Source organism: Microvirga massiliensis, assembly GCF_001006805.1.
GTDB lineage: Bacteria > Pseudomonadota > Alphaproteobacteria > Rhizobiales > Beijerinckiaceae > Microvirga > Microvirga massiliensis.
In genome coordinates this window covers 177,006-198,970 of the sequence record NZ_LN811355.1, presented here as the reverse complement: position 1 = coordinate 198,970, position 21,965 = coordinate 177,006, and the positions used below count along the sequence as shown (strand labels likewise).

Sequence of the window (21,965 nt, the reverse complement as noted above, 5' to 3'; positions counted from 1 at the left end):
AACGTGCTGAAAGAATTGGGCTTGTCTGCCGTTGCGGAACTTGTGCCATGGATGGCTTTGGTCTGCGGGGCGACGGAAATGCCAATCCTTCTGGCAGGAATTGCGATTTTGGGCGGAGCGGTGACCATTCTGCTCGCCTGGTCCAGCCTGGGAGTCGCATCGCTCCTGCTCGCTCCGGTCGTCGGGAGTGTGCTCGCGGCTGGAACTGCCATCGCTCTTGCCTTTGCGCCCAAGGCCCGCAGCCTGCCTCGGACCGAGACACGCCTCAGAGACTCGCAGACCTAGAAGACTGCTTTCGCCTAGGGCCTGAGCGGGCTGCTATTGCCACGGCACCTTGCTCTCGTTTGCTCCACCCCGGAGGGGCCCGTTCAGCCGGTTCGACGCCTTGCCGGTCCCACACGATGGCCGGCAGGGACGGAGGTAGTGCGGATCGGCAGCATCCTTTTTATTCTGCCGCGGCCTGGGTCTGCGCTGCAGCCCCGTCTCTCAGACGAAGAGTGGAGTCGAGAAGTGCCTTGTCGTGAAGAAGGAGGAACCGCTCCTTGGGCTTGAGCCAGGCGGCTGCCTCCTGAATGGTCTCGGCATCGGCGATCCTCGCCGTTGCGAGGGCGCGCTCGGTTTCGATATCGCCTCGCCGCCGTGGCGGAAGCGACGGCAGCATAGCGACATGAATCTCCCGAAGGTCCGGGTCCCGATAGAGGGCCAGAAGCGCATCCTCGTCATCGAAGCCGAGCTCGGCGTTCTGCGACATCAGCTCATTGGCCCGCGTGGCCACGGACGGAGGCGTTGATTCCTCCGGCGTGAGGAGAAGGCCAGCCCGCTTCAGCGCCAATCCGATCGCAAGCTGGCCACTGAGCCAGGAGAGCGGGATGGCGAGCAGAAGGCCCACGATCGTCGGTGACATCCAGAGAAAAAGGGAGGTCGCGATCAGGAAGGCCGAGAGGCCGGTAAAGGCACCGAGCACGGTGTGCCAGCGATGCCGGCGGACTATATCCCGGAACGGGATCGATCCGTCGTCGCGCCGTTGCGGCTGCCAGCCCGTATCGCGGCCGAGCAGGATCTGGAAGACCGAGCCGGACTGGATCAGCATCAGGATCGGCGCCATCAGGGCCGACAGGATGATCTCGATAATCGACGAGGCCAGAAGCCGAATGGCTCCTCCGCATGCTCTCCGACCTTGCCGGTCGAAGAGCATCAACACGAGGCCGAAGAGCTTCGGGGCCAGGAGAATGCCCATCGTAAGCGCGAATAGCGCAAGAGCGCGCTCGGGATCGAACCGGGGCCAAACCGGGAAGAGACCGAAGTCCCGGCTGAAATATTCCGGCCGGATGTAGGTCGTCTGCAGGACCAGCGCGATACCGACGATCAACTGAAACAGCCAGAACGGCGAGGCGAGATAGGACATGATCCCGGTCGCGAAATGCTGGCGACTCGGGAGCTTCAGACCCCGTGTCCCGATCACCCGGAGGTGCTGGAGGTTGCCCTGGCACCATCGCCGGTCGCGGGCGGACAGGTCGATGAGCGAAGGCGGGCTCTCCTCGTAGGAGCCCCCGAGATTCGGGAGCATATAGACCTTCCATCCTGCCCGCAGAATGAGGGCCGCCTCGACGAAATCGTGGCTCAGAATGTGTCCGCCGAGCGGCGGACGACCTGGGAGGTCCGGCAATCCCGCGTGGCCCGCGAACGCCTTCGTCCTGATGATCGCGTTATGGCCCCAGTAATTCCCGTCAGACCCCATCCAGGCCGAGAGGCCGCTGGCGATGACGGGGCCATAGATCCGGGCTGCAAATTGCTGGAGGCGAGCGAACAGCGTGTTGCGATTGATGATCAGAGGCAGCGTCTGGATGATGCCGGCATCCGGATCCGCCTCCATGGCAGCCGCGAGATGGATGATGCAGGAGCCTTCCATGAGGCTGTCCGCGTCGAGCACCAGCATGTGGTCGTAGTGTCCGCCCCAGCGCGACACGAAATCCGCGATATTGCCGGCCTTACGGTGGTGGTTCTTATGCCGGTGACGATAGTAGATCCGGGCCTGAGGTCCGGCCCGATCCCGCAGGGCCTGGAATGCTCGCTCCTCCGCGACCCAGGCGTCGGGTGACGTGGAGTCGGAGAGAATGAAGTAGTCGAAGTGTTCGCCGAGACCCGTCGCCTCCACCGATTCCCGGATGGCTTCGAGCGCCGCGAAGGTCCGGGCGGTCTGCTCGTTATAGACGGGCATTACTATGGCGGTCCGCGCCTTCAGCGACGGCGGCAGGCGGTCCGGCAATCTGGGGCGCCGCAGCAGCACGAGAAATCCCAGGAGGCCGCTCGTGAAGGCGAGCGCAATCCAGGAGAAGTTGATCGTGAACAATGCCAGCAAGACATACTGGAGAACGGTCGTGCGGCTGACCGACACGACCTGGTACATCTCATAGGCGCCGTAGGCGGTCAGAAGGAGGGCGCCTCCGAACACGAAGAGCCGCGCCAACACGGGTGTCCGGCCCGGATGCTCCGCAACGAGCGATCGCTCCTGCGACGAGGACCATCGCCGCAGGTCCTGTGTCGGCATCGAGAGCGGTGACTCTGGAGGCATCGCGGCTTCCGGCCGCGAGATCGCGGTGATCGGAGACCCGGAAAGTTCTAAGGTGTCCACCGATATAGCCATGTCTCGCTGATTGGCTTTCCGTCCACTTCCAGCACGAGCCGCATCTCACACGCGTTTTCGTTTCCAGGGTCAAGCTCGAAGGTGACCCTGCCAACCTTCCGCTCCGGGTAGGGCCAGAAACGCAGATTGTGAATCGTCCCAGGACCAACGGTCAGGGAAGGCTTCAGGTCCACAGGAGTTCCCTCGCCGAGCATATCGCCGACAAAATCGACGAAAAAGCGTCGCCGTCGCCCAGTGGTTCCCCGGCCCGAGCGAGTACTGGACACGACGGCCAGGGGCGGCCGATTGGGTGGAGTCCAGGCCCAGAACTGACGATAGGCGAATGAGGCTTCTGCTCCGGCTGCAATCGGGGCGCGCGGGCGCCAATAGACCAGAATATTGTCGTTGATCTCTGCGTCGGACGGGATCTCGAGAAGCTGGACCGACCCTTGCCCCCATTCGCCGAGCGGTTCGATCCACAGGCTAGGCCGCCGCTCGTAGTGCTGCTCGTCATCCTGGTACATGTCGAAGGAACGGTTCCGCTGCAGGAGACCGAAGCCGCCAGGTGAATTGGAAGCATCGACAAAGGCCGAGATCTGGAGAGTCTCGGGATTCTGGAGAGGCCGCCACAGCCACTCCCCGTGTCCGTTCAGAATCTGAAGACCGGACGATTCGTGCACAGCAGGCCGCGCGTCGTCGATATTTCTCCTGTCAATCGGGCCGAACAGGTAACTCGAGGTCATTCCCCCGAGACCGACATGCTCGAGATTGGCGCGCGGAATCAGAGTGAGCTCCACATCGACGATTGTCAGGTCTCCGGGACGGAAGGTCATCCGGATGGAGGCAGTGGTCGATTCGGAATCGATCAGGCCATGCACGACGATCTGGTTCGATCCCGGCACGGAACGCTCGAGCCAGAGGGCCCGAAAGATCGGGAATTCCTCGCCACGGACTTCTGCCGGCTTGAGGGTCAGGGCACGCGCGACGACGCCATAGTTCTGGCCGCGAGCAAGAGCCCGGAAGAAGGTCGCTCCCTGTATGACCGCGAAGTCGGTGGGCTGGCCGTTGCCGAACGCCGAATACAGCTTCACCCCGGAATAGCCGATATCGCCGAGGTTGGCCGGCACATTCAGCTTGCCGTAGTCAAAGCGCGTCCGATCAAACGCCAGGCGCCGCACGACCCCATCCTCTATCAGGAAAAGGGTTACGGGATTCGAGAAGAGGGAGCCGCGGTGGAGGGGCTCGACCGCGATGCCGGCGCCCTCGGTGCTCCAGATCAGAGATGACGGGAGCGACTTGATCCCGACATATTGCTCATAGGTCAGGCTGGCGAAGACGTCCGGGAGGTCATTGACGGGCGGCACGAAGGGACGCCGGGCAATCTGTCGCGCGATCTCCGTTACGAGCCCGGCATCGAAGCGCTGCCCGTCTCCCATTGCGAGCTGAATGATGGATTGCGGGGTTTGATTCTGGGCAGAGGCCGAGCCCGGTAGAGCCTGACTGGCCGCGACCGCTGCCAGCCCGGCAACAACCGTGCGCCGATGGGGGAGTGGATGAGGCTGGGGACCGGAGGTCGGCGACACGGTCGTGGTCTCTTGGGTTTGTGCGACCGAATAGCTCGGCCTTTATCATGGATATCGGAATTTGCGGCAGTGAAGTAAACAGCCGCACTCGCTCTCCCAAACTTGGCAGAAATCTGGCATCGACTCTCATGAACGAACCTGCTCAGGAATCCGGTGCCCAGGCGCGCCACTGTACCGCCATCGTCCTCGCGGCGGGCGAAGGCACGCGCATGAGGTCTGCCCGGCCGAAAGTTCTGCACCAAATCGCGGGCCGAAGCTTGCTGGAGCATGTCCTTGCCGCGACAGGTGCCGCCGGCGCAGAGCGGATCGCCGTCGTCGTAGGACCGGATCGAGAAGATGTCGCGGAGGCTGTAGCACGGGCCGTCCCGGACGCGGCGGTCTTCATCCAAAACGAAAGGCTTGGGACAGCGCACGCCGTCCTCTGTGCACGCGCGGCCTTCGAATCGGGAGCCGACGACATCGTTGTAGCTTTCGGGGACACTCCGCTCGTAACGGCAGAGACTTTCCGTCGGCTCCGCGAACCGCTCGCCGCCGGGGCAGCCGTCGCCGTTCTGGGATTCGAGGCCCGTGACCCCTCCGGCTATGGGAGGCTGGTGACCTATGACGGAAGCCTCCTCGCGATCCGCGAAGAGAAGGATGCGACGGCCGAGGTGCAGGCGATCGGCCTCTGCAATGCCGGGTTGATGGCTTTGAGGGGCGATATCGCCCTTGCTCTTCTCAAGGCGATCGGCTGCGAGAATGCCCAGAGCGAGTACTACCTCACCGACGTGGTCGAGTTGGCTGTTCAGCGCGGAGAGCGCGCGGCGGTCGTTCTGGCCGATGAGGACGAAGTGCAAGGGATCAATGATAGGATCCAGCTGGCGGCCGCCGAGCGCACCTTTCAAGCGAAGAGGCGTCGGGAGGTGATGGCCGGAGGTGCGACACTGATCGCTCCGGAAACGGTCTTCTTCAGCCACGACACGGTCGTGGGGCGGGACGTGACGATCGAGCCAAACGTGTTCTTCGGTCCCGGCGTCCGGATCGCGGATGGCGCAACGGTTCACGCCTTCAGCCATTTCGAGAATGCAGAAATCGGTCCTGGTGCGGAGGTCGGACCTTTCGCCCGCCTGCGTCCGGGCGCGAAGATCGGGGCAAAGGCGAAGATCGGAAATTTCGTCGAGATGAAGAATGCCGAGCTCGGTGAGGGAGCCAAGGTCAATCACCTGACCTATGTCGGAGACGCGACCGTCGGCGCGAAGGCCAATATCGGCGCGGGCACGATCACCTGCAATTATGATGGTTTCGCGAAGTTCCGTACGGTGATCGGGGAGGGTGCATTCGTAGGTTCGAATTCCTCGCTCGTCGCGCCGGTCACGATCGGGGCGGGAGCCTATGTCGCCTCTGGATCGGTGATCACCGAGGATGTTCCGGATAATTCCCTGGCCGTGGCCCGCGGACGCCAAGCCAACAAGGAGGGCTGGGCCAGCGCCCGCCGGAATCTACAGAAGCAGAAGAAGGCGGGTTGACCTGAGGCCCGCCTCAGCTTCGCCAAGGGCTACGCCCGGCGCTCGACCTCCGAAAGGCGGGGTCCCTGTCCGATCGGTTCTACCCAGTGGTGTCATGGCGTGTGGTCCAGATCGTGATAAACGGACACGAGAGCTGAACCCGGACGGCACCCGAGAGGACTCGCTGCCGGCGTAAGCTCCGGCGCGCCGAGAGCAGAGAAGGTGTGAAGCATGTGCGGAATCGTCGGGATTCTCGGCCAGGGGGCCGTCGCGACGCAGGTCGTCGAGGCGTTGAAGCGCCTCGAATACCGGGGATACGATTCGTCCGGAGTTGCGACACTGGAAGACGGCCGGCTCGAACGGCGCCGGGCGGAAGGCAAGCTCCGCAATCTCGAGATCAAGCTCTCCCAGTCGCCCCTCAAGGGGGCGGTGGGGATCGGCCACACACGCTGGGCGACCCACGGGAAGCCGAACGAGAACAATGCGCACCCTCACGCCACCGACTGCGTTGCCGTGGTCCATAATGGGATCATCGAGAACTTCCGGGAGCTCAAGACCGAGCTTTTAGCAGCAGGGATCGAGTTCGAGACGGAAACCGACACGGAAGTCGTTGCGCAGCTCGTCACCCGTTCGCTGCGCGCCGGCTATTCTCCCGTTGAGGCGGTCAGCCTCACATTGCCGCGCCTGCGCGGGGCATTCGCGCTCGGCTTTCTGTTCGCAGGGGAAGAGGATCTGCTCATCGGTGCCCGGCACGGCGCACCGCTCGCCATCGGCTTCGGCGAGGGAGAGATGTATCTCGGATCGGATGCGCTCGCCCTCGCGCCTTTCACGAGCGAGATCACCTATCTTGAGGAAGGCGACTGGGCGATCCTGCACCGTTCGGGCGCGGAAATCCGGAACGTTGCGAACGAACCCGTCTCACGTCCTCGCCAGACGATCCACACCGGAGCATTCGTCGCCGACAAGGGCAATTTCCGCCACTTCATGGCCAAGGAAATCCACGAGCAGCCCGAAGTCGTGGGCCGCACCCTCGCGCATTACGTGGATTTCGCCGCCGGCCAGGTCGTATTGCCCTTCGAGGTGCCGTTCGACTTCAAGAAGCTCACGCGGATTTCCATTGCGGCCTGCGGCACGGCCTATCTGTCCGGTCTCGTCGCGCGATACTGGTTCGAGCGCCTCGCGGGGCTGCCGGTCGAGATCGATATCGCGTCGGAGTTCCGTTATCGCGAGCCCCCCCTCGAGAAAGACGGCCTTTCGCTGTTCGTGTCACAGTCCGGTGAAACGGCCGATACGCTCGCGTCGTTGAGATACGCAAAAGAGCATGGCCAGAAGACGCTATCCGTCGTCAACGTGCTGACCTCCACGATGGCGCGCGAGAGCGATGTGGTTGCGCCGACGCTGGCAGGCCTCGAGATCGGCGTGGCATCCACCAAGGCATTCACGTGCCAGCTCACGGTTCTTCTGTGCCTTGCCATCGCGGCGGGGCGCGCCCGCGGCACGCTCTCGTCTCAGGACGAGAAGACGCTCGTCGATGCGCTGATCTCCGTGCCCGGACTGATGAGCGAGACGCTGATGCGGGAAGGGCAGGTGGAGGCGATCTGCCGTGAGCTCTCGAAAGCCCGCGACGTCCTCTACCTCGGGCGCAATACCGCTTACCCGCTGGCGCTCGAAGGCGCACTGAAGCTCAAGGAGATCTCTTACATCCATGCCGAGGGCTATGCGGCGGGAGAACTCAAGCATGGGCCGATCGCGCTGATCGACGAGACGATGCCGGTGATCGTGATCGCCCCGCACGATCAGGTCTTCGAAAAGACCGTTTCGAACATGCAGGAGGTCTCGGCGCGCGGCGGACGCCTCATCCTCGTGACGGACGACAAGGGCGCGGCGGAGGCGGGCCTGCAACTCGATCAGGTCGTCGTGCTTCCCTCTGCGCATCCCGTCGTGGCGCCGATCCTCCATGCCGTTCCGGTCCAACTCATCGCTTATTACGCTGCCGTCGTCCTCGGGAAAGATGTCGACCAGCCGCGCAATCTGGCAAAGTCCGTCACGGTCGAATGAGACATCGGCCCGGGAATGGATCTGATCAGTCCCCGGCGTCGCTCACCCGTTAGGGCGGGTGACGATATAGGCGACCACGCTGACGAGAATGACCAGCGTGCTCGCCTTCGCGATGGCAGGCGCATCGGATAAAAGGACGATGCCGTAGCTCGCAGCGATGCTCACGCAAGCAAAAATCTTGGCACGGGTTGGGATGACGCCTCGCTCGCGCCATTGCCGCACGGGCGGCCCGAGGCGGGCATGCTCCAGGAGCCACCGCTCGAAGCGGGGAGAGGATCGCGTGAAGCAGGCTGTTGCGAGGATCAGGAAAAGCGTTCCGGGCAGGAGAGGCAGCACGAGCCCTGCCGCTCCGATGATAGTAAAGACGATACCGAACCCGGCCAGGACCGGCCGCCATATGCCTCCAGAGCCCGAGCTTGCCCGCTGTCCATTATGCGGCGGTGGCGCTTGAGACTCTCTCACCTCGCCCGCTCCGCACGTCGTGTCTCACTTGAGCGGGGGCAGAAGCTCCAATAGGACAAGGGAAGCATCAACATTCCTCTTTTTGACAGACCTCGATGAGTGCCGCCGACAAGTCGCCACCTGGTGGAGGTGAGGAGCAGATCCACCTGCGGCTTGCCTCGACTCCGAGGATGCGCCTCCGCAACTATTTTCTGACTGGCCTCATCGTCGCGGGCCCGCTGACGATTACGATCTACATCACGTGGTGGTTCATCACGCTTGTAGACGGGTGGGTCAAACCTCTGGTTCCTGTCCGCTACCTCCCCGAGACGTATCTTCCCTTCGAGATTCCGGGTTTCGGGCTGGTGATCGCGTTCACGGGTTTGACGCTCCTGGGCTTCCTCACCGCCAATCTCGTCGGGCGAACCTTGATCGACATCGGCGAGCTGGTGCTGAACCGGATGCCCGTCGTGCGGGGCATCTACAAGGGCACGAAGCAGGTTTTCGAGACCATCTTCTCGGCGAACGGCACCTCCTTCCGGACCGTCGGGCTGGTCCAGTTCCCCGTGAAGGGGACGTGGTCGATCGTCTTCATCTCGAATACGGCAGGGGGAGAGCTGACGGAGCGCCTCCCACCGGCAGGGGAGTATGTTGGCGTATTCCTGCCCTGCACGCCGAACCCGACGACCGGCTTCTTCTTCTACCTGCCGCGCGAGGAGGTCATAGAACTCGCCATGTCCGTCGACGATGCGGCCAAGCTCGTCATGTCGGCGGGTGTCATCCAACCGGAGATCCAGCGGCAGCTGCGTGAGCTCGCGAATGCCGATGGGTCTCCGTCGAACTCGCGATAAGGCTCAGCCGGCTCTGAGGAGCTTGATCGCCGTATCCCGCTCGAAGAGGTAGAGCAGCACGCGCAGGGCCTCTCCGCGGGCACTGACGAGTTCGGGATCTCGTTCGATGATGAGCCTCGCATCGTCGCGGGCGGCTTCCAGGAGATCGCGGTCCGAGTCGAGGCGGGCAAGCTTGAAGCCAGGCAGCCCGGACTGGCGCGTCCCCAGCATTTCGCCTTCGCCGCGCAGGCGGAGGTCCTCTTCCGCGATGCGAAACCCGTCCTCCGTCTCGCGCAGGGTTTCCAGGCGAGCTCTCGCGGTTGGCCCGAGTGGACCCTTGTAGACCAGAAGGCATGTCGAGGCCCGATCTCCGCGGCCGATGCGGCCGCGCAATTGGTGGAGCTGGGCAAGGCCGAACCGCTCCGCGTGCTCGATCACCATCACCGTGGCCCGGGGAACGTCGACCCCGACCTCGATCACCGTCGTCGAGACGAGGATCTTGGTCTCTCCGGCGACGAAGCTCGCCATGGCGTCATCCTTGTCCCGTCCCGCGAGCTTTCCGTGAATCAGCCCCACACTGTTGCCGAATACGCTGCGAAGCCCGTTGAAGCGCTCCTCGGCTGCCGCCAGGTCGAGCGCTTCGGATTCGCCGACGAGCGGGCACACCCAGTAGACTTGGTCGCCTGCGGCAATGGCGCGCCCGATCGCTCCGACGACCTCGTCCAGTCGGTCGATCGACACCAGACGGGTTGCAATCGGCTTTCGGCCCGCCGGCTTCTCGGTGAGAACCGAGATGTCCATGTCCCCGAAGCCCGCGAGAGCCAGCGTGCGCGGAATGGGCGTTGCGGTCATGACGAGGATGTCGACGGCCTCGCCCTTTGCGCCGAGTGCAAGACGCTGGTGCACGCCGAAGCGATGCTGCTCGTCGACGACAGCGAGACCGAGATCCCGGAACACGACGCCTTCCTGAAACAAAGCATGTGTTCCGACGACGATATCGAGGGCGCCCTCGCTCAAGCCTTCCAATACCTTGCGGCGCACAGCGCCTCGATCGCGCCCCATCAGAAGTGCCATCCCCAAGCCCGCCTCCTTGGCGAGCGGCTCTATCCTGAGGAAATGCTGCCGCGCCAGGATCTCCGTCGGGGCCATCAAGGCTGCCTGACGGCCGGCCTCGACTGCGCTCGCCATCGCAAGGAGGCCGACGACCGTCTTGCCGGATCCGACATCGCCCTGCAGCAGGCGAAGCATGCGCCGATCCGAAACGAGGTCGCTCCGGATCTCCCCGACGGCGCGCTCCTGAGAGGGGGTAAGACCAAAGGATAGGCTCTGGCGGATCGCCTCGACGAGGCGACCGTCGCCCGCGTTCAACCGACCGGGCGCGCGACGCATCCGGCTCCGCACCAGAGCGAGTGCGAGCTGCGACGCTAGGAGTTCGTCATAGGCAAGCCTGCGCCGATCCGGGGAGCGAATGAGATTTTCCTCGCTCAGCTGGGCCGGGCTCGACGGCCGGTGGATTGCCTCCAAAGCCGTCCGGAACGCCGGCATGCGCTCGCGCGCGAGCCAAGCCGGGTCCTGCCATTCCGGAAGAGGGGGAATCCTCCCGATGGCCGCTTCGACATAGCGGCCGAGCATCCGGGAGCTGAGGCCTTCCGTCAGGCCATAGACCGCCTCAACGGCAGGGAGGCGATCGAGAGCCTCCTGATCCAGGATTCGGTCCGGATGCACCATCTGGCGCCTACCGTCCCAGAGCTCGATCCGTCCGGAGACGATCCGGCCAGCGCCCACGGGTAGAGTCTTCTCGAGCCGCGCGCACTGGGCATGGAAGAAGACCAGAGTGACGTCGCCACTCTCGTCCTCCAGGAGAACGCGATAGGGCGCACGGGCCCGTCCGGGCGGGGAGGGATAGTGCGCCGCCACGACGCCGGAAATCGTGACCGGGTCCCCGATCGGCGCCTCTGCGATCGAACCCTTGAGCTCTCGGTCGATGCCTCCCGTCGGGAGATGGAACAGAAGGTCGACGACCCGCGCCGGGCGCCCCGGCTCTCCGATGAGCCGGTCCAGAAGGGGAGCGAGCTTCGGGCCCACGCCCGGCAGGGACGTTGCGGACGCGAACAGTGGGTCGAGGAGGGATGGACGCAGCGACATCAATCGGGGTGGCATGGCGGAACAGGCTGGCTATATAGCGGCCAGTCCGTCGCTCTGCGACGCGTCAAAGCACGAACGGAGCCCTCATGAGCGGGTCGACACGCACGAGCGCCGGCCTCGATCCACGTCGTCGACGCATCCTCTACCGGGCATGGCATCGTGGCATGCGCGAGCTGGATCTCATCATGGGGCGTTTCGCCGATGCGGAAATCGGAGCCATGTCGGACGAAGAGCTGGCGGAGTTCGAGCAGCTCATCGAAGTCCCCGATGGGGAGCTCTTTCGGTGGATCACGGCCGAGACCGCGCCTCCCTCGAATTACGACACGCCGCTCTTCCGGCGCCTGAAGGCTTTTCACACCCACGACGCGCCGATCCATTCCTGACTTCAATCGAGCTTCCGGTGCGGTGAACAACGCTCCCGGAGGAGCGTCCACCAAGAACCGAAGATCTTTCAATGTCGTCTGCCCTGACCCGTGCGGTCCAAACCCTTCGCCAAGGCCGGCACGTTACCCTTGCTAGCGTGCCCGATGGCTTCGATGCCATGGTGGTGGCGGATCTGGCGAGATCGCTCTCGAAGGGTGCGGACGGGCCTGCCGTACTCCTCCATGTTGCCCGTGACGGCCAGCGCCAGCAGTTGCTCCAGAACGCGCTGCAATTCATCGCACCCGAAATCGAGGTGCTCGCTTTCCCGGCCTGGGACACCCAGCCCTACGACCGCATCTCGCCGAATGCGGGCATCATGGCCCAGCGTATGACCACGCTGTCGCGGCTCACCCGGTCGAAGACGTCGGAGGAGCGACCTCGACTGGTCTCGACGACCGTCAATGCCCTCATACAACGAGTGCCGCCACGCTCTCGGCTAGAGACCGAAACGTTTTCCGCAGCGCCCGGCAACATGGTCGACACCGAGCAACTCGTGGCGTGGCTTGAGATCAACGGCTTTCTGCGGACGGGAACGGTTCGGGATACGGGTGAATATGCCGTGCGCGGCGGCATCATCGATCTCTATCCTGCAGGCCTCCCCAACCCCGTCCGTCTCGACTTCTTCGGCGACACGCTGGAATCGATCCGCGCATTCGATTCCGAGACGCAGCGCACCGTCGGAACCCTGAGGTCGCTCGACCTCGTGCCGATGAGCGAAGTGCAGCTGACGACGGAGAGCATCCGGCGGTTCAGGCAATCCTATGTTGCCACTCTCGGCGCGCCGATGAAGGACGATCGACTCTATGAGGCCGTGAGCGAGGGGCGGCGCACCGCGGGTGTCGAGCACTTCCTGCCACTGTTCAACGAGCATCTCGATACGCTTCTGGAATACCTGCCCGGCGTGCCGGTCGTTCTCGATGCGCTCGCGGAGGACGCGGCTGGAGAACGGCTCTCGCAGGTCAAAGACTATTATGATGCGCGCCAGGTGGCTCTCGCTCACCCGCAACCGGGTGTCGCTCCCTATCGGCCACTCCTGCCGGACGCCCTCTACCTCGGCGCGGAGGAGTTCGCCGAGCGGCTGAGAGATGCCACCGTTGCGCGGGTCACGCCGTTTGCGATGCCCGAATCGGGGCAACAGGCCGTCGTCGATTGCGGAGCGCGTCAGGGGCGCAGCTTCGCCGCGGAACGCGCGGCGGATGCCAATGTGTTCGAAGCCGCAATCGGGCACGTCCGCGACCTGCAGGCCGCGGGCCGGCGGGTCATTCTGACGGCTTGGTCGGAGGGCTCGCGAGAGCGCCTGTGCCATGTCCTGAATGATTACGATCTGCGTCAGACGAAGCCCGTTGCCCGGCTGTCCGATGCAATGGCCTTGCCCCGTCAGGAAGTCCCGGTGGCCGTATGGGCCCTCGAGTCCGGATTCGAGGCCGGAGATCTCGCCGTCGTCGGCGAGCAGGACATCCTCGGGGACCGGCTCGTCCGTCCGAAGCGCAAAAGCAAGCGGCCACAGGACTTCCTGACCGAGGTCGCAGCTCTCACGCCCGGCGACCTCGTCGTGCACGTCGATCACGGTATCGGGCGCTTCGAAGGCCTTAAGACCATCGAGGCAGCCGGTGCTCCGCACGATTGCCTGGAACTCCACTATGCCGGAGGCGATCGGCTGTTCCTGCCGGTCGAGAACATCGAGCTACTGACACGCTACGGGTCGGAGGAGACCGACGTCCAGCTCGACCGGCTGGGCGGCGGAGCCTGGCAGGCGCGCAAGTCACGCATGAAGCAGCGCATCCGCGAGATGGCCGGTGCGCTCATGAAGATCGCCGCTGCGCGGGTGTTGCGCGAGGCGCCGCGGCTGGTGCCGCAGGAGGGGCTCTACGACGAGTTTTCGGCGCGCTTTCCCTATGACGAGACCGAGGACCAGCTGAGCGCGATCGAGGCGACTATCGACGATCTTTCAGCGGGGCGCCCGATGGACCGCCTCGTCTGCGGCGATGTCGGGTTCGGAAAAACCGAAGTCGCGTTGCGGGCCGCTTTCGTGACGGCGCTCAGCGGCAAGCAGGTCGCGGTGGTCGTGCCCACGACGTTGCTGGCGCGCCAGCACTTCCGGACATTTTCGGAACGGTTCCACGGACTGCCGGTAAAGATCGCACAGGCTTCTCGCTTCGTTCCGGCCGGAGAGATGAAGAAGGTCAAGGAAGGCCTCGCCGATGGAACCGTCGACATCGTCATCGGAACCCATGCGCTCCTGGGGAAGACGATCCACTTCAAGGATCTGGGCCTGGTGATCGTCGACGAGGAGCAGCATTTCGGGGTCGCGCATAAGGAGCGCCTGAAGGAGCTTCGGGCCGAGGTGCACGTGCTCACGTTGTCCGCAACGCCGATCCCCCGCACGCTGCAGCTCGCCCTGACGGGAGTGAGAGAACTTTCGCTCATCACGACACCGCCCGTGGACCGGCTGGCGGTTCGCACCTTCGTGACGCCCTTCGATCCCCTGATGATCAGGGAGGCCCTGCTCCGTGAACGCTATCGTGGTGGGCAGGCCTTCTACGTGGTGCCGCGTCTCGAGGATCTGGCCGAGGTCAAGAGTTTCCTCGACCGGGAGGTCCCGGAGGCGAAGGTCGCGGTGGCGCATGGCCAGATGGCGGCGACGCAGCTCGAGGATGTCATGACGGCTTTCTACGAGGGGAAATACGACATCCTCCTGTCGACGACGATCGTCGAATCCGGGCTCGACATCCCGACCGCGAATACCCTGATCGTGCATCGGGCCGACATGTTCGGCCTGGCGCAGCTCTACCAGCTGCGTGGTCGCGTCGGGCGCTCGAAAACACGAGCCTATGCCTTGTTCACCGTGCCCGCGAATCGTACGCTCACGGTGCAAGCCGAGCGGCGTCTCAAGGTTCTGCAGTCGCTGGATACGCTCGGGGCCGGGTTCCAGCTCGCCTCGCATGACCTCGACATCCGCGGAGCCGGTAACCTCCTGGGTGACGAGCAATCCGGACATATCCGCGAGGTAGGCTACGAACTCTACCAGCAGATGCTCGAAGATGCGGTGGCGCAGCTGAAAGCCGGGATCGAGGAGCCTGCCGAGGATCAATGGTCTCCCACCATCGCCATCGGAACTCCGGTGATGATCCCCGAGAGCTACGTGCCCGACCTGCAACTGCGGCTCGGCCTGTATCGTCGTCTTTCCAATCTCGAGACGGATGCCGAGATCGAGGCGTTCGGCGCGGAGATGGTCGACCGCTTTGGCCCGATGCCTCCGGAAGTAGATCAGCTTCTCAAGATCATGGCGATCAAGGTCCTCTGCCGTCGCGCCAATGTCGAGAAAGTCGAAGGTGGCCCGAAAGGGATTATCGTCTCGTTCCGGGACAATTCCTTCGCGAACCCGGGCGGGCTCATTTCTTATGTATCGGAGCAGGCTTCATTCGCGAAGGTGCGCCCCGACATGAAGATCGTTTTCATTCGAGACGTGGAGCGCCCCGACGAGCGCATGAAGGCGACGACCTCCATCCTGCGAAACCTCGCGAAGATTGCGGAAAAGAAGGCGGCGTGAGGTTCGACTTGCGGCTGCCCGGCGATGCCGGGCCGCTCAGAAGCGCTGCTGGACGCGGCGGAAAATGAGGTAGCCAGCCAAGGCGAGCGTTGCCGCAAGAACGAGCACGAAAAGGATCAGAACGCCAACCGCGCCGAAAATTGCCCCGAGCGCCTTCCAGAACCCGACCTGGGCTACCAGGATCGCGATCAGGACGATGAGCAATATCGGCACGGTTGCCGCTCCGTCGGTCAGTCTTTGCTCTGGCTAACGCGTTATCGCAGCGAATAGCCAGGCTTCGGGACCCCTTGGCGTCAGGTCTATTTGCCCTTCAGCGTATCCTTGATCCCGCCGATCGTATTCTGGATCTTGCCCTCGGCCTGATCGGCCTTGCCTTCCGCTTGGGTTTTGGAATCGCCGGTCACCTTTCCGACCTGTTCCTTGATCTTTCCGCCCAGATTCTTGGCGGAGCCTTCCGTGCGATCGGGATCGATTGCCATCACATTCTCCTTCGTTTGTGACTGTGGGCAAACCGATCGCGGCCTAAAGGGTTCCGCTAGAAGACGAGCCAGACCGGGTTCGGATAGAACTCGATCCAGAACCGGCTATCGGGACCGCCGGTTCTGACAATTGGTGAGCAGATCAGCTCAAAGAGCTGCCACCAAAGGCAAATCCGTCTTTTCGGATTCGGAGTTCCTAAAGCGCGGCTTGGGAAAGGATCTTCGCACCGAGGCCGCTCTGGAGGAGAGCGGACTGCCCCCCGGCTGCGTCATTCTCGCCGATGATCAGGACCGGGATGCCAGCGGCTCGTACGCGGTCGGCCAACCGAAGATAGACTCGCCGCTCCTCGAAATCGGCCGATGAAGGAATCTGGAAGACTACGGCTGTCGGGCTCGGCATCAGTTCGAGCACTTCTTCCGCCGCTGCCAGCGGCGCCGTAACGCTCGCGAGCCCCATCTCGGCCAGTTGTGCGGATACTGCTCCCCCGGCGGAACGTTCGCCGCTGTCTACGACCAGTACCTTTTGGACACCGTTCATGGGGAGCATGGAAAACCTTGGGTGAGGACAAACAGCGAGCTTACAACACTTAAAGTTCAGCTTTGTTTCAGTGCCAGGATCTTAGCGAACGCCGATGACCATACCGGCGAAGACATCGGCCTTGAACCCCGACGGGCGCCAGCCCGGGCCGGAAGCTTGCACAGCGGGCCTCCCTCGCTCAAGAGAAAAGATCTCTGCCGCAGGTCCTTGGACGAGGATGCTGCCATCCTCGTCCCGGCGTATCAGCAGGAGCGAACTTGCGAGTCCTGCCGTGTCGGTCCCCTCTTCGAGGACGAAGGAAAGGTGACCGCTCTCACGCCGCCTCCGTGCGATGATAGCTCTCTCGCCGAGAGCGAGAACATCCGTTACGGGGCAGTTCAAGTCCCCTCGAGCCTTGAACCTCACAGGGGCAGAGTGGATGAGCGCGACGGATCGGAAGTTCTCTGCACGGCCTCCGGCGGCGAGGAGCGGCTCGATCCAGCCGGGAGCGACGAGCCGGACAGTTCTAGTCTCTCCCAAGGTCTTTTCGAGGGCATCGGAATCCGGCAAGCCGATCATCTCGAGGGTTGCCCCCGTTGCGAGCGAGGCCATCAGCCCGGCAACCAGGCTCGGGTGATCGTCCGGAGGGAGCAGGCTCACGATCGTATCGCCAGGCTCCACCGGCTCCACGATCAGGTAGCTCACGGTTGCTGCCAGGAGGGATTCGTAGGGACGGAAGAACGGCTCCGGCGCGGCACTGCGGGTCTCGAAGCTGATGATCCCGGCCGTAGCCTCGGAGGCAGGCTCGGACAGGCTCGGTTCGGTGTCCAGGATGGCCCGGTCGAGGTCGATGACGCCGTCCGGCACGTCGGGGCCGAATGCACAGATGAATCGTAGACCGAAATAGCCCGCAGCTAGCTGGCAGAGCAGTTCGGACGGACGCTCGTCTGCAAGGCGTGTCTGGGAAACGATCGTGGCGACCTGCGCGCGCTCGACGGCGTGGAGCAGTTCGGCTTGGGACCACCCGATCGGCAGCAGGCACGGCGAGTAGCCGGCCCTCTCGACCGCGAGGAGTGCAACGCAGGCTTCCGAGCCATTCGGCAGAAAGATGCCTACCGGAGCCCCAGGAGGAAGCTTGAGAGACTGGAGGAAAGTCGCAAGGCGAAAGACCACCCGAGCGGTGTTTCGATAAGTCCACTCTATTCGGGGGCGCCCGCTCCAGGTCTCCCGATCCGGTTGATCCCGGAATGCCATCCGGTCCGGCGCGCGTTCGGCGACTGCGGCAAGAAGCACCGAGGGGCGGACGCTTGCCTCCATGGCCCGACCAGCTTCCTCGAGTTGCGGCGCTGCTTCGTGACGTTCAAGCGAGGCGGAGGCACTCACTGCCGGGGTTCCTGCAGACGATGATCGGAATGGTCGATAGCGGCACTGGTGCCCTGGCCGGATGGAGGTCTCCACCAAGTATCGATATTCGCGCCGAAGAGCGGCACCGTCTCGGGCTGGCCAAGCGTCGCGTCGAAAGCGACCCATTGCTCGGGTCGGTAGAAGAGGGGAACGACATGAAATCCAGAGAGAAGAACTCGATCCAAAGCCCTGACAGCACTGACGAATTTATTGCGTGAGGCCGCTTCGAGCAGGGCGTCGATCAGGCGGTCGGCCGCGGGTGATTGCACACCCGCGAAATTCAGGGATCCGTCGCGCAGGGCCGCGGTGGAACTCCAGCGGTTGCGCTGCTCGTTGCCGGGCGACGGTGATGCGGGCCAAGTCCACTGTATGATGTCGAACTCGAAGCGGCCCAGGCGACGCCAGAATTGCACATCGTCGACGGGGCGGACTCGGAGGTCGATCCCCACTCGCCGTAATCCATGCGCAAAATTAAGCGCCAGTCTCTCCTGCTGACGGGAGTTGACGAGGAACTCGAGGGACAGGGCTTCGCCCGTATCCTGGTTCCGCAGGGTCGCTCCGTCGAGGACATATCCGGCAGCGGAAAGGAGATCGAGCGCGCTCCTCGCAAGCTCCCGGTCCCGGCCCGATCCATCGGAACTTGGCGGCGACCAGCGGCCTTCCAGGATGTCCTCGCGTACGGCGCCTGGAAACGGTGCGAGCAGGGCTCTCTCCTCGTCGTCGGCCGGCACGCCGTATGCCGAGAGCTCCGATCCGGCGAAGAAGCTCGTCGAGCGCCTCATGACCCCGTGGTAGAGATTCCGGTTGACCCAATCAAAGTCGAAAAGCATTCCGAGCGCCTCCCGGACACGCACGTCCGCGAGAGCGGGTCTGCGTGCGTTCAGGACGAACCCGTTCATGCCTTGGGGGGTTCTGATCGGTAGGGAATCGCGCCGGATCCGTCCGTCCAGGACGGCAGGAAAATCATACCCCGTCACCCAGCGGCCGGGGTCATTCTCGAGGCGGAAGTCGTAGAGCCCGACCTTGAAGGCCTCGAAGAGCGTGTTCTCGTCCCGATAAAAATCGTACCGAATTTCGTCGAAGTTGAAGATCCCGCGATGGACCGGCAGGTCAGAGCCCCAGTAGTCCGGCCGCCGCGTCAGGGCGATACGCTCGCCGGGGCGCACCTCGGAAACGACATATGGTCCGGAGCCGATCGGAGCCGTGAACGTGGTCCTCGTGAACATTTCCGGATCCGTCGCATGCGCGGGCAGGATCGGCATCATCGCGATGATGAGCGGGAGTTCCCGGTCTCCGGAGCCCGACAGGTCGAAGCGAATCCGGTGTGGATTTTCGACCTCGACGCCACGGACCGAGGCGAAGCTCGATCTGTAGAATGGCTTTCCGTGCTCGCGCAGCAATTCGAACGTGAACCGGACATCCTCCGCGGTCAGCGGGGCATCGTCCGAGAAGCGAGCGCGCGGGTCGAGATTGAAGGTGATGAAGCTGCGGTCCTCCGGCATCTCCGCCGATCGGGCGACAAGTCCGTAGACCGTGAAGGGCTCATCGAGTGAGCGAACCATCAGGCTTTGAAGAACGTATCGGGGCACGACATCGGGCGCGACGCCGATCACAATCAGCGGATTCAGGCTGTCGAAGGTGCCCTGCTGGGCAAGGGTGATCCGACCCCTCCTCGGTGCATGGGGATCGGCGTAGGGAAGGTGGTCGAAGCCCGCCGGAAGCGCGGGCTCGCCATGCATCGCTATGCCGTGGCGTGCGATTTCGGCGGCAGGAGACCGCACGGTGATGCCGAGGAAAAGTGCCAGGGCCCAGACGGCGAGGCGACCGAGAAAGAAACTCATAACGAAACCGAATCGAAGCTGCACTTTACCATGGACCCTCCGGGCAGCCCTCTGGAAAGCATTTTCATGACAGGCTAAAGAGCCGGCCACCGGGTCATGCCTTCGCCAAATTCAGCGGAGAAGGACCCTCCCACCGAAGGTCACACCGAACCCGTTCAGCCGCGCCGCCGGAGGCCATTGAGACAACGACCTTCTGACTGAAGAGGATAAACACATGCGATTTGCGAGCCCGCTGGGCATCGGTGGTGTCGCTACTGCTCTGTCGCTCATCCTGAGCGCGGCGCCCGTTCTGGCCCAGAACGCGCCTGCTCAACGTGCTCAACAGCAACGCCCTGCCGCCCCCCAGGCCCCGGCCGCTCCCCCGGCAGGACAACAGCCTGCTAACGAGGGGCCGACAGTCGTGCAGGTGAAGCCGGAACCCTCGCAGCCCGACTGGACGAAGGTCTGCGGCAAGGATCAGGCGGCAAATGCCGAGATCTGCTACACGACGCGAGATTTCGTGTCGGACCAGGGCCAGCCGGTCCTCGCCGTCGCGGTGTACGACGTGAAGGCGCAGCAGCCGCAGCGCATCGTGCGCTTCCTGATGCCTCTCGGCCTTCTCCTGCAGCCCGGCATCCGGTTCTCGGTTGACAATGGCCAAGCGACCGCGGGGCGCTACGCCATCTGCTTCCCCAATGGCTGTTTCGCCGAGGCGAACGTCCCGAACGATTTCGTGAACTCGCTGAAGCGCGGCGCCAATATCAACATCAGCGTCCAGAACCAGGCCGGGCGTGAGGTCACCTTTGCGGTTCCTCTGGTCGGCTTTGCCAAGGCGTTCGACGGCCCGCCGATCGATCCGAAAGTGCTCGAGGAGCAGCAGAAGAAGCTCCAGGAGGAGCTCCAGAAGCGGAGCGAAGATCTTCGGAAGCGGCTCGAGAACACTGCGGGAGCCGCTGGCGGAGCTGGTGGAGCGCCCCCTGCACCTGCCGCTCCTGCGCAGAAGCAGTAATCGGCCAGGAATTTGGAGATGCAGCGCCGGGGGAGACTCCGGCGCTGTCGATTCAGTGGGCGATGGTCGGCTTGGCGCGATAGGTGCCGGACGCGTCGCGGACGAACATCCGATCGATCATCGGATTGCGGAGTGGCTCGCCCGAGGTATCGGGGACCAAATTCTGCTCGGAGACGTAGGCGACGTATTCAGTTTCGTCGTTCTCCGCGAAGATGTGATAGAAGGGCTGGTCCTTGCGAGGCCTGATCTCCTCCGGGATCGAGAGCCACCACTCTTCCGTGTTGTCGAATTCCGGATCGACGTCGAAGATCAGGCCGCGGAACGGGAAGACGCGATGCTTCACGACCTGGCCGATCCCGAACTTGGCGGCGCGTGCCTTCATCGCCCATACCTCCAGGGGTGTGATGTCATTCTCGCGGTAGCCGGCGCCAAATTCATGGGACGGTTCGATTCTCGCCGCGCTCCCGCTCCTCGACAAGCCGGGCAAGGTCGGCGATAACCTTCGCCTGCTTCCAGGTGGCATCGTCCTGCATCTTCCCGTCGATCATCACGGCCCCTGTCCCGTCGGGCATCGCGTCGAGGATACGCTGAGCAAAGTCCGCCTCGGCCGGATCCGGCGTGAAGACCTGCTTTGCGATCTCGATCTGTGAGGGATGCAAGGACCATGCCCCGGCACATCCGAGCAGGAAGGCGTTCCTGAATTGCGTCTCGCAACCGACGGGGTCCGAAAAGTCGCCGAAAGGTCCGTAGAAGGCTTTCAGGCCGTTGGCCTGGCAAGCGTCGACCATGCGGGCGATCGTGTAGTGCCACAGATCCTGCTGGGCGACCGAGCGTTCGCTCCCGGACCCGGGATCTCCGATCACCTTGTAGTCCGGGTGTCCGCCACCAACACGGGTCGTCTTCATCCCCCGCGAGGCCGCAAGATCTGCAGGCCCGAGACTCATCCCGTGCAGGCGAGGGGAGGCGCAGGCAATCGCGTCGACGTTCTGGACTCCTTCGGCGGTTTCGAGGATGGCGTGGACCAGGATCGGCTTGCGAATGCCGTGTCGGGCCTCGAGCTGGGCCAGAAGCTGGTCGATGTAGTGAATGTCCCATGGCCCATCGACCTTCGGGAGCATGATGACGTCGATCCTGTCGCCGGCCTCTGCGAGAATCTCCGTGAGGTCGTCGAGGATCCAGGGCGAGTTCAGGGCGTTGATTCGCGCCCAGAGGCCGGTACTCCCAAACTCGTTCGCCTTCGCGAGGGTGATGAAACCGCGTCGCGCCTCGACCTTCATATCCGCCGGGATCGCATCCTCGAGATTCCCGAGGATGACGTCGACCTGCGGTATCAGGTCCGGGATCTTGGCACGGAATTTCTCGAGGTGCGGCGGCACGAAATGGATCATCCGCTCGAGACGGACCGGCAACTCGCGATAGGGTTGCGGGGCGCCGGCTGCGAGCGGTTGAAAAAAGCGGCGGGGAAGTTTCATCGGCGTTCTCCGGACCTCGCCTGTCCGTTAGGGGAGGCCCCGGCATCCGTAAAGGCTCGTCTCACCGGTTGCCGGTCGGTCCGATCCCTGCCAGAAGGCCGGCGCTGAGATCCAAACAATTCGGAGC

At 63.7% G+C, this 21,965-nt stretch carries 18 protein-coding genes; 7 read left to right on the top strand and 11 right to left on the bottom strand.

What is annotated here, in order from left to right:
- The coding region (locus BN1233_RS19300) for a hypothetical protein (protein ID WP_046865228.1) at positions 1–285 on the top strand (285 nt) is incomplete at its 5' end.
- A 160-nt stretch (positions 286–445) separates the two neighbouring features.
- Here the strand turns inward: BN1233_RS19300 and mdoH are convergent.
- Both mdoH and BN1233_RS19290 read right to left on the bottom strand, forming a co-directional pair.
- The gene (gene mdoH, locus BN1233_RS19295) at positions 446–2,644 is read right to left on the bottom strand and encodes a glucans biosynthesis glucosyltransferase MdoH (protein WP_082145545.1); all 2,199 of its coding nucleotides are present in this window, start codon (positions 2,642–2,644) and stop codon (positions 446–448) included.
- Entirely contained in the window at positions 2,620–4,206 is a 1,587-nt protein-coding gene (locus tag BN1233_RS19290) for an OpgD/OpgG family glucan biosynthesis protein (protein ID WP_074078322.1), read from the bottom strand. Before BN1233_RS19290 ends, mdoH begins: the two co-directional genes overlap by 25 nt.
- Before the next feature lie 128 nt (positions 4,207–4,334).
- Between BN1233_RS19290 and glmU the strand changes: the two genes are divergently transcribed.
- Positions 4,335–5,711, top strand: a complete 1,377-nt coding sequence (gene glmU, locus BN1233_RS19285) for a bifunctional UDP-N-acetylglucosamine diphosphorylase/glucosamine-1-phosphate N-acetyltransferase GlmU (RefSeq protein WP_046865225.1) — start codon at positions 4,335–4,337, stop codon at positions 5,709–5,711.
- 210 nt (positions 5,712–5,921) lie between these two features.
- Positions 5,922–7,748, top strand: a complete 1,827-nt coding sequence (gene glmS, locus BN1233_RS19280; RefSeq protein WP_046865224.1) for a glutamine--fructose-6-phosphate transaminase (isomerizing) — start codon at positions 5,922–5,924, stop codon at positions 7,746–7,748.
- Between the two features lie 42 nt (positions 7,749–7,790).
- Here the strand turns inward: glmS and BN1233_RS19275 are convergent, their stop codons facing one another.
- Positions 7,791–8,210 carry a YbaN family protein gene (locus tag BN1233_RS19275; protein ID WP_244470624.1) on the bottom strand — a complete coding sequence of 140 codons (420 nt, stop codon included), beginning with the start codon at positions 8,208–8,210 and terminating at the stop codon, positions 7,791–7,793.
- Between the two features lie 95 nt (positions 8,211–8,305).
- Between BN1233_RS19275 and BN1233_RS19270 the strand changes: the two genes are divergently transcribed.
- Positions 8,306–9,040: a DUF502 domain-containing protein gene (locus BN1233_RS19270; RefSeq protein WP_082145544.1), complete on the top strand. Its 735-nt coding sequence runs from the start codon at positions 8,306–8,308 to the stop codon at positions 9,038–9,040.
- A gap of 3 nt (positions 9,041–9,043) precedes the next feature.
- Here the strand turns inward: BN1233_RS19270 and recG are convergent, their stop codons facing one another.
- On the bottom strand, positions 9,044–11,164 hold the full coding sequence (gene recG, locus BN1233_RS19265; RefSeq protein ID WP_046865223.1) for an ATP-dependent DNA helicase RecG: 2,121 nt from the start codon (positions 11,162–11,164) through the stop codon (positions 9,044–9,046).
- An 86-nt stretch (positions 11,165–11,250) separates the two neighbouring features.
- On the opposite strand from recG, the gene BN1233_RS19260 reads away from it, so the two are divergent.
- Positions 11,251–11,547: an FAD assembly factor SdhE gene (locus BN1233_RS19260; RefSeq protein WP_046865222.1), complete on the top strand. Its 297-nt coding sequence runs from the start codon at positions 11,251–11,253 to the stop codon at positions 11,545–11,547.
- Positions 11,548–11,618: 71 nt separating this feature from the next.
- Positions 11,619–15,137 carry a transcription-repair coupling factor gene (gene mfd, locus BN1233_RS19255; RefSeq protein WP_046865221.1) on the top strand — a complete coding sequence of 1,173 codons (3,519 nt, stop codon included), beginning with the start codon at positions 11,619–11,621 and terminating at the stop codon, positions 15,135–15,137.
- Between the two features lie 36 nt (positions 15,138–15,173).
- Here mfd and BN1233_RS48455 read toward each other — a convergent pair whose 3' ends face one another.
- From BN1233_RS48455 to BN1233_RS19235, 5 genes are all read right to left on the bottom strand, one after another.
- Positions 15,174–15,350, bottom strand: coding sequence for a hypothetical protein (locus BN1233_RS48455; RefSeq protein WP_187144324.1), 177 nt, complete (start codon positions 15,348–15,350; stop codon positions 15,174–15,176).
- Between the two features lie 86 nt (positions 15,351–15,436).
- Complete coding sequence (locus BN1233_RS19250; RefSeq protein WP_046865467.1) at positions 15,437–15,610, bottom strand: CsbD family protein; 174 nt, start codon at positions 15,608–15,610, stop codon at positions 15,437–15,439.
- A gap of 202 nt (positions 15,611–15,812) precedes the next feature.
- Complete coding sequence (locus BN1233_RS19245) at positions 15,813–16,154, bottom strand: hypothetical protein (RefSeq protein ID WP_046865466.1); 342 nt, start codon at positions 16,152–16,154, stop codon at positions 15,813–15,815.
- 81 nt (positions 16,155–16,235) lie between these two features.
- On the bottom strand, positions 16,236–17,516 hold the full coding sequence (locus BN1233_RS19240; RefSeq protein ID WP_048707392.1) for an AMP-binding protein: 1,281 nt from the start codon (positions 17,514–17,516) through the stop codon (positions 16,236–16,238).
- A complete protein-coding gene (locus tag BN1233_RS19235) occupies positions 17,513–19,378 on the bottom strand; it encodes an extracellular solute-binding protein (protein ID WP_082145560.1) in 1,866 nt (621 codons plus the stop codon). Before BN1233_RS19235 ends, BN1233_RS19240 begins: the two co-directional genes overlap by 4 nt.
- Positions 19,379–19,592: 214 nt before the next feature.
- Between BN1233_RS19235 and BN1233_RS19230 the strand changes: the two genes are divergently transcribed.
- Entirely contained in the window at positions 19,593–20,366 is a 774-nt protein-coding gene (locus tag BN1233_RS19230; RefSeq protein WP_046865219.1) for an invasion associated locus B family protein, read from the top strand.
- Between the two features lie 52 nt (positions 20,367–20,418).
- On the opposite strand, the gene hspQ is transcribed toward BN1233_RS19230, so the two are convergent.
- Both hspQ and BN1233_RS19220 read right to left on the bottom strand, forming a co-directional pair.
- Positions 20,419–20,748 carry a heat shock protein HspQ gene (gene hspQ / locus BN1233_RS19225; protein WP_046865218.1) on the bottom strand — a complete coding sequence of 110 codons (330 nt, stop codon included), beginning with the start codon at positions 20,746–20,748 and terminating at the stop codon, positions 20,419–20,421.
- Positions 20,749–20,800: 52 nt separating this feature from the next.
- Positions 20,801–21,838: an HpcH/HpaI aldolase/citrate lyase family protein gene (locus BN1233_RS19220; RefSeq protein ID WP_046865217.1), complete on the bottom strand. Its 1,038-nt coding sequence runs from the start codon at positions 21,836–21,838 to the stop codon at positions 20,801–20,803.
- Between the last annotated feature and the right edge of the window lie 127 nt (positions 21,839–21,965).

Bases quoted from the DNA above. Each gene is read 5' to 3' on its own strand.
- mdoH (WP_082145545.1), bottom strand. From the start codon at position 2,644: ATGGCTATATCGGTGGACACCTTAGAACTTTCCGGGTCTCCGATCACC.
- glmU (WP_046865225.1), top strand. From the start codon at position 4,335: ATGAACGAACCTGCTCAGGAATCCGGTGCCCAGGCGCGCCACTGTACC.
- glmS (WP_046865224.1), top strand. From the start codon at position 5,922: ATGTGCGGAATCGTCGGGATTCTCGGCCAGGGGGCCGTCGCGACGCAG.
- BN1233_RS19270 (WP_082145544.1), top strand. From the start codon at position 8,306: ATGAGTGCCGCCGACAAGTCGCCACCTGGTGGAGGTGAGGAGCAGATC.
- recG (WP_046865223.1), bottom strand. From the start codon at position 11,164: ATGTCGCTGCGTCCATCCCTCCTCGACCCACTGTTCGCGTCCGCAACG.
- BN1233_RS19260 (WP_046865222.1), top strand. From the start codon at position 11,251: ATGAGCGGGTCGACACGCACGAGCGCCGGCCTCGATCCACGTCGTCGA.
- mfd (WP_046865221.1), top strand. From the start codon at position 11,619: ATGTCGTCTGCCCTGACCCGTGCGGTCCAAACCCTTCGCCAAGGCCGG.
- BN1233_RS19245 (WP_046865466.1), bottom strand. From the start codon at position 16,154: ATGAACGGTGTCCAAAAGGTACTGGTCGTAGACAGCGGCGAACGTTCC.
- BN1233_RS19235 (WP_082145560.1), bottom strand. From the start codon at position 19,378: ATGAGTTTCTTTCTCGGTCGCCTCGCCGTCTGGGCCCTGGCACTTTTC.
- BN1233_RS19230 (WP_046865219.1), top strand. From the start codon at position 19,593: ATGCGATTTGCGAGCCCGCTGGGCATCGGTGGTGTCGCTACTGCTCTG.
- hspQ (WP_046865218.1), bottom strand. From the start codon at position 20,748: ATGAAGGCACGCGCCGCCAAGTTCGGGATCGGCCAGGTCGTGAAGCAT.
- BN1233_RS19220 (WP_046865217.1), bottom strand. From the start codon at position 21,838: ATGAAACTTCCCCGCCGCTTTTTTCAACCGCTCGCAGCCGGCGCCCCG.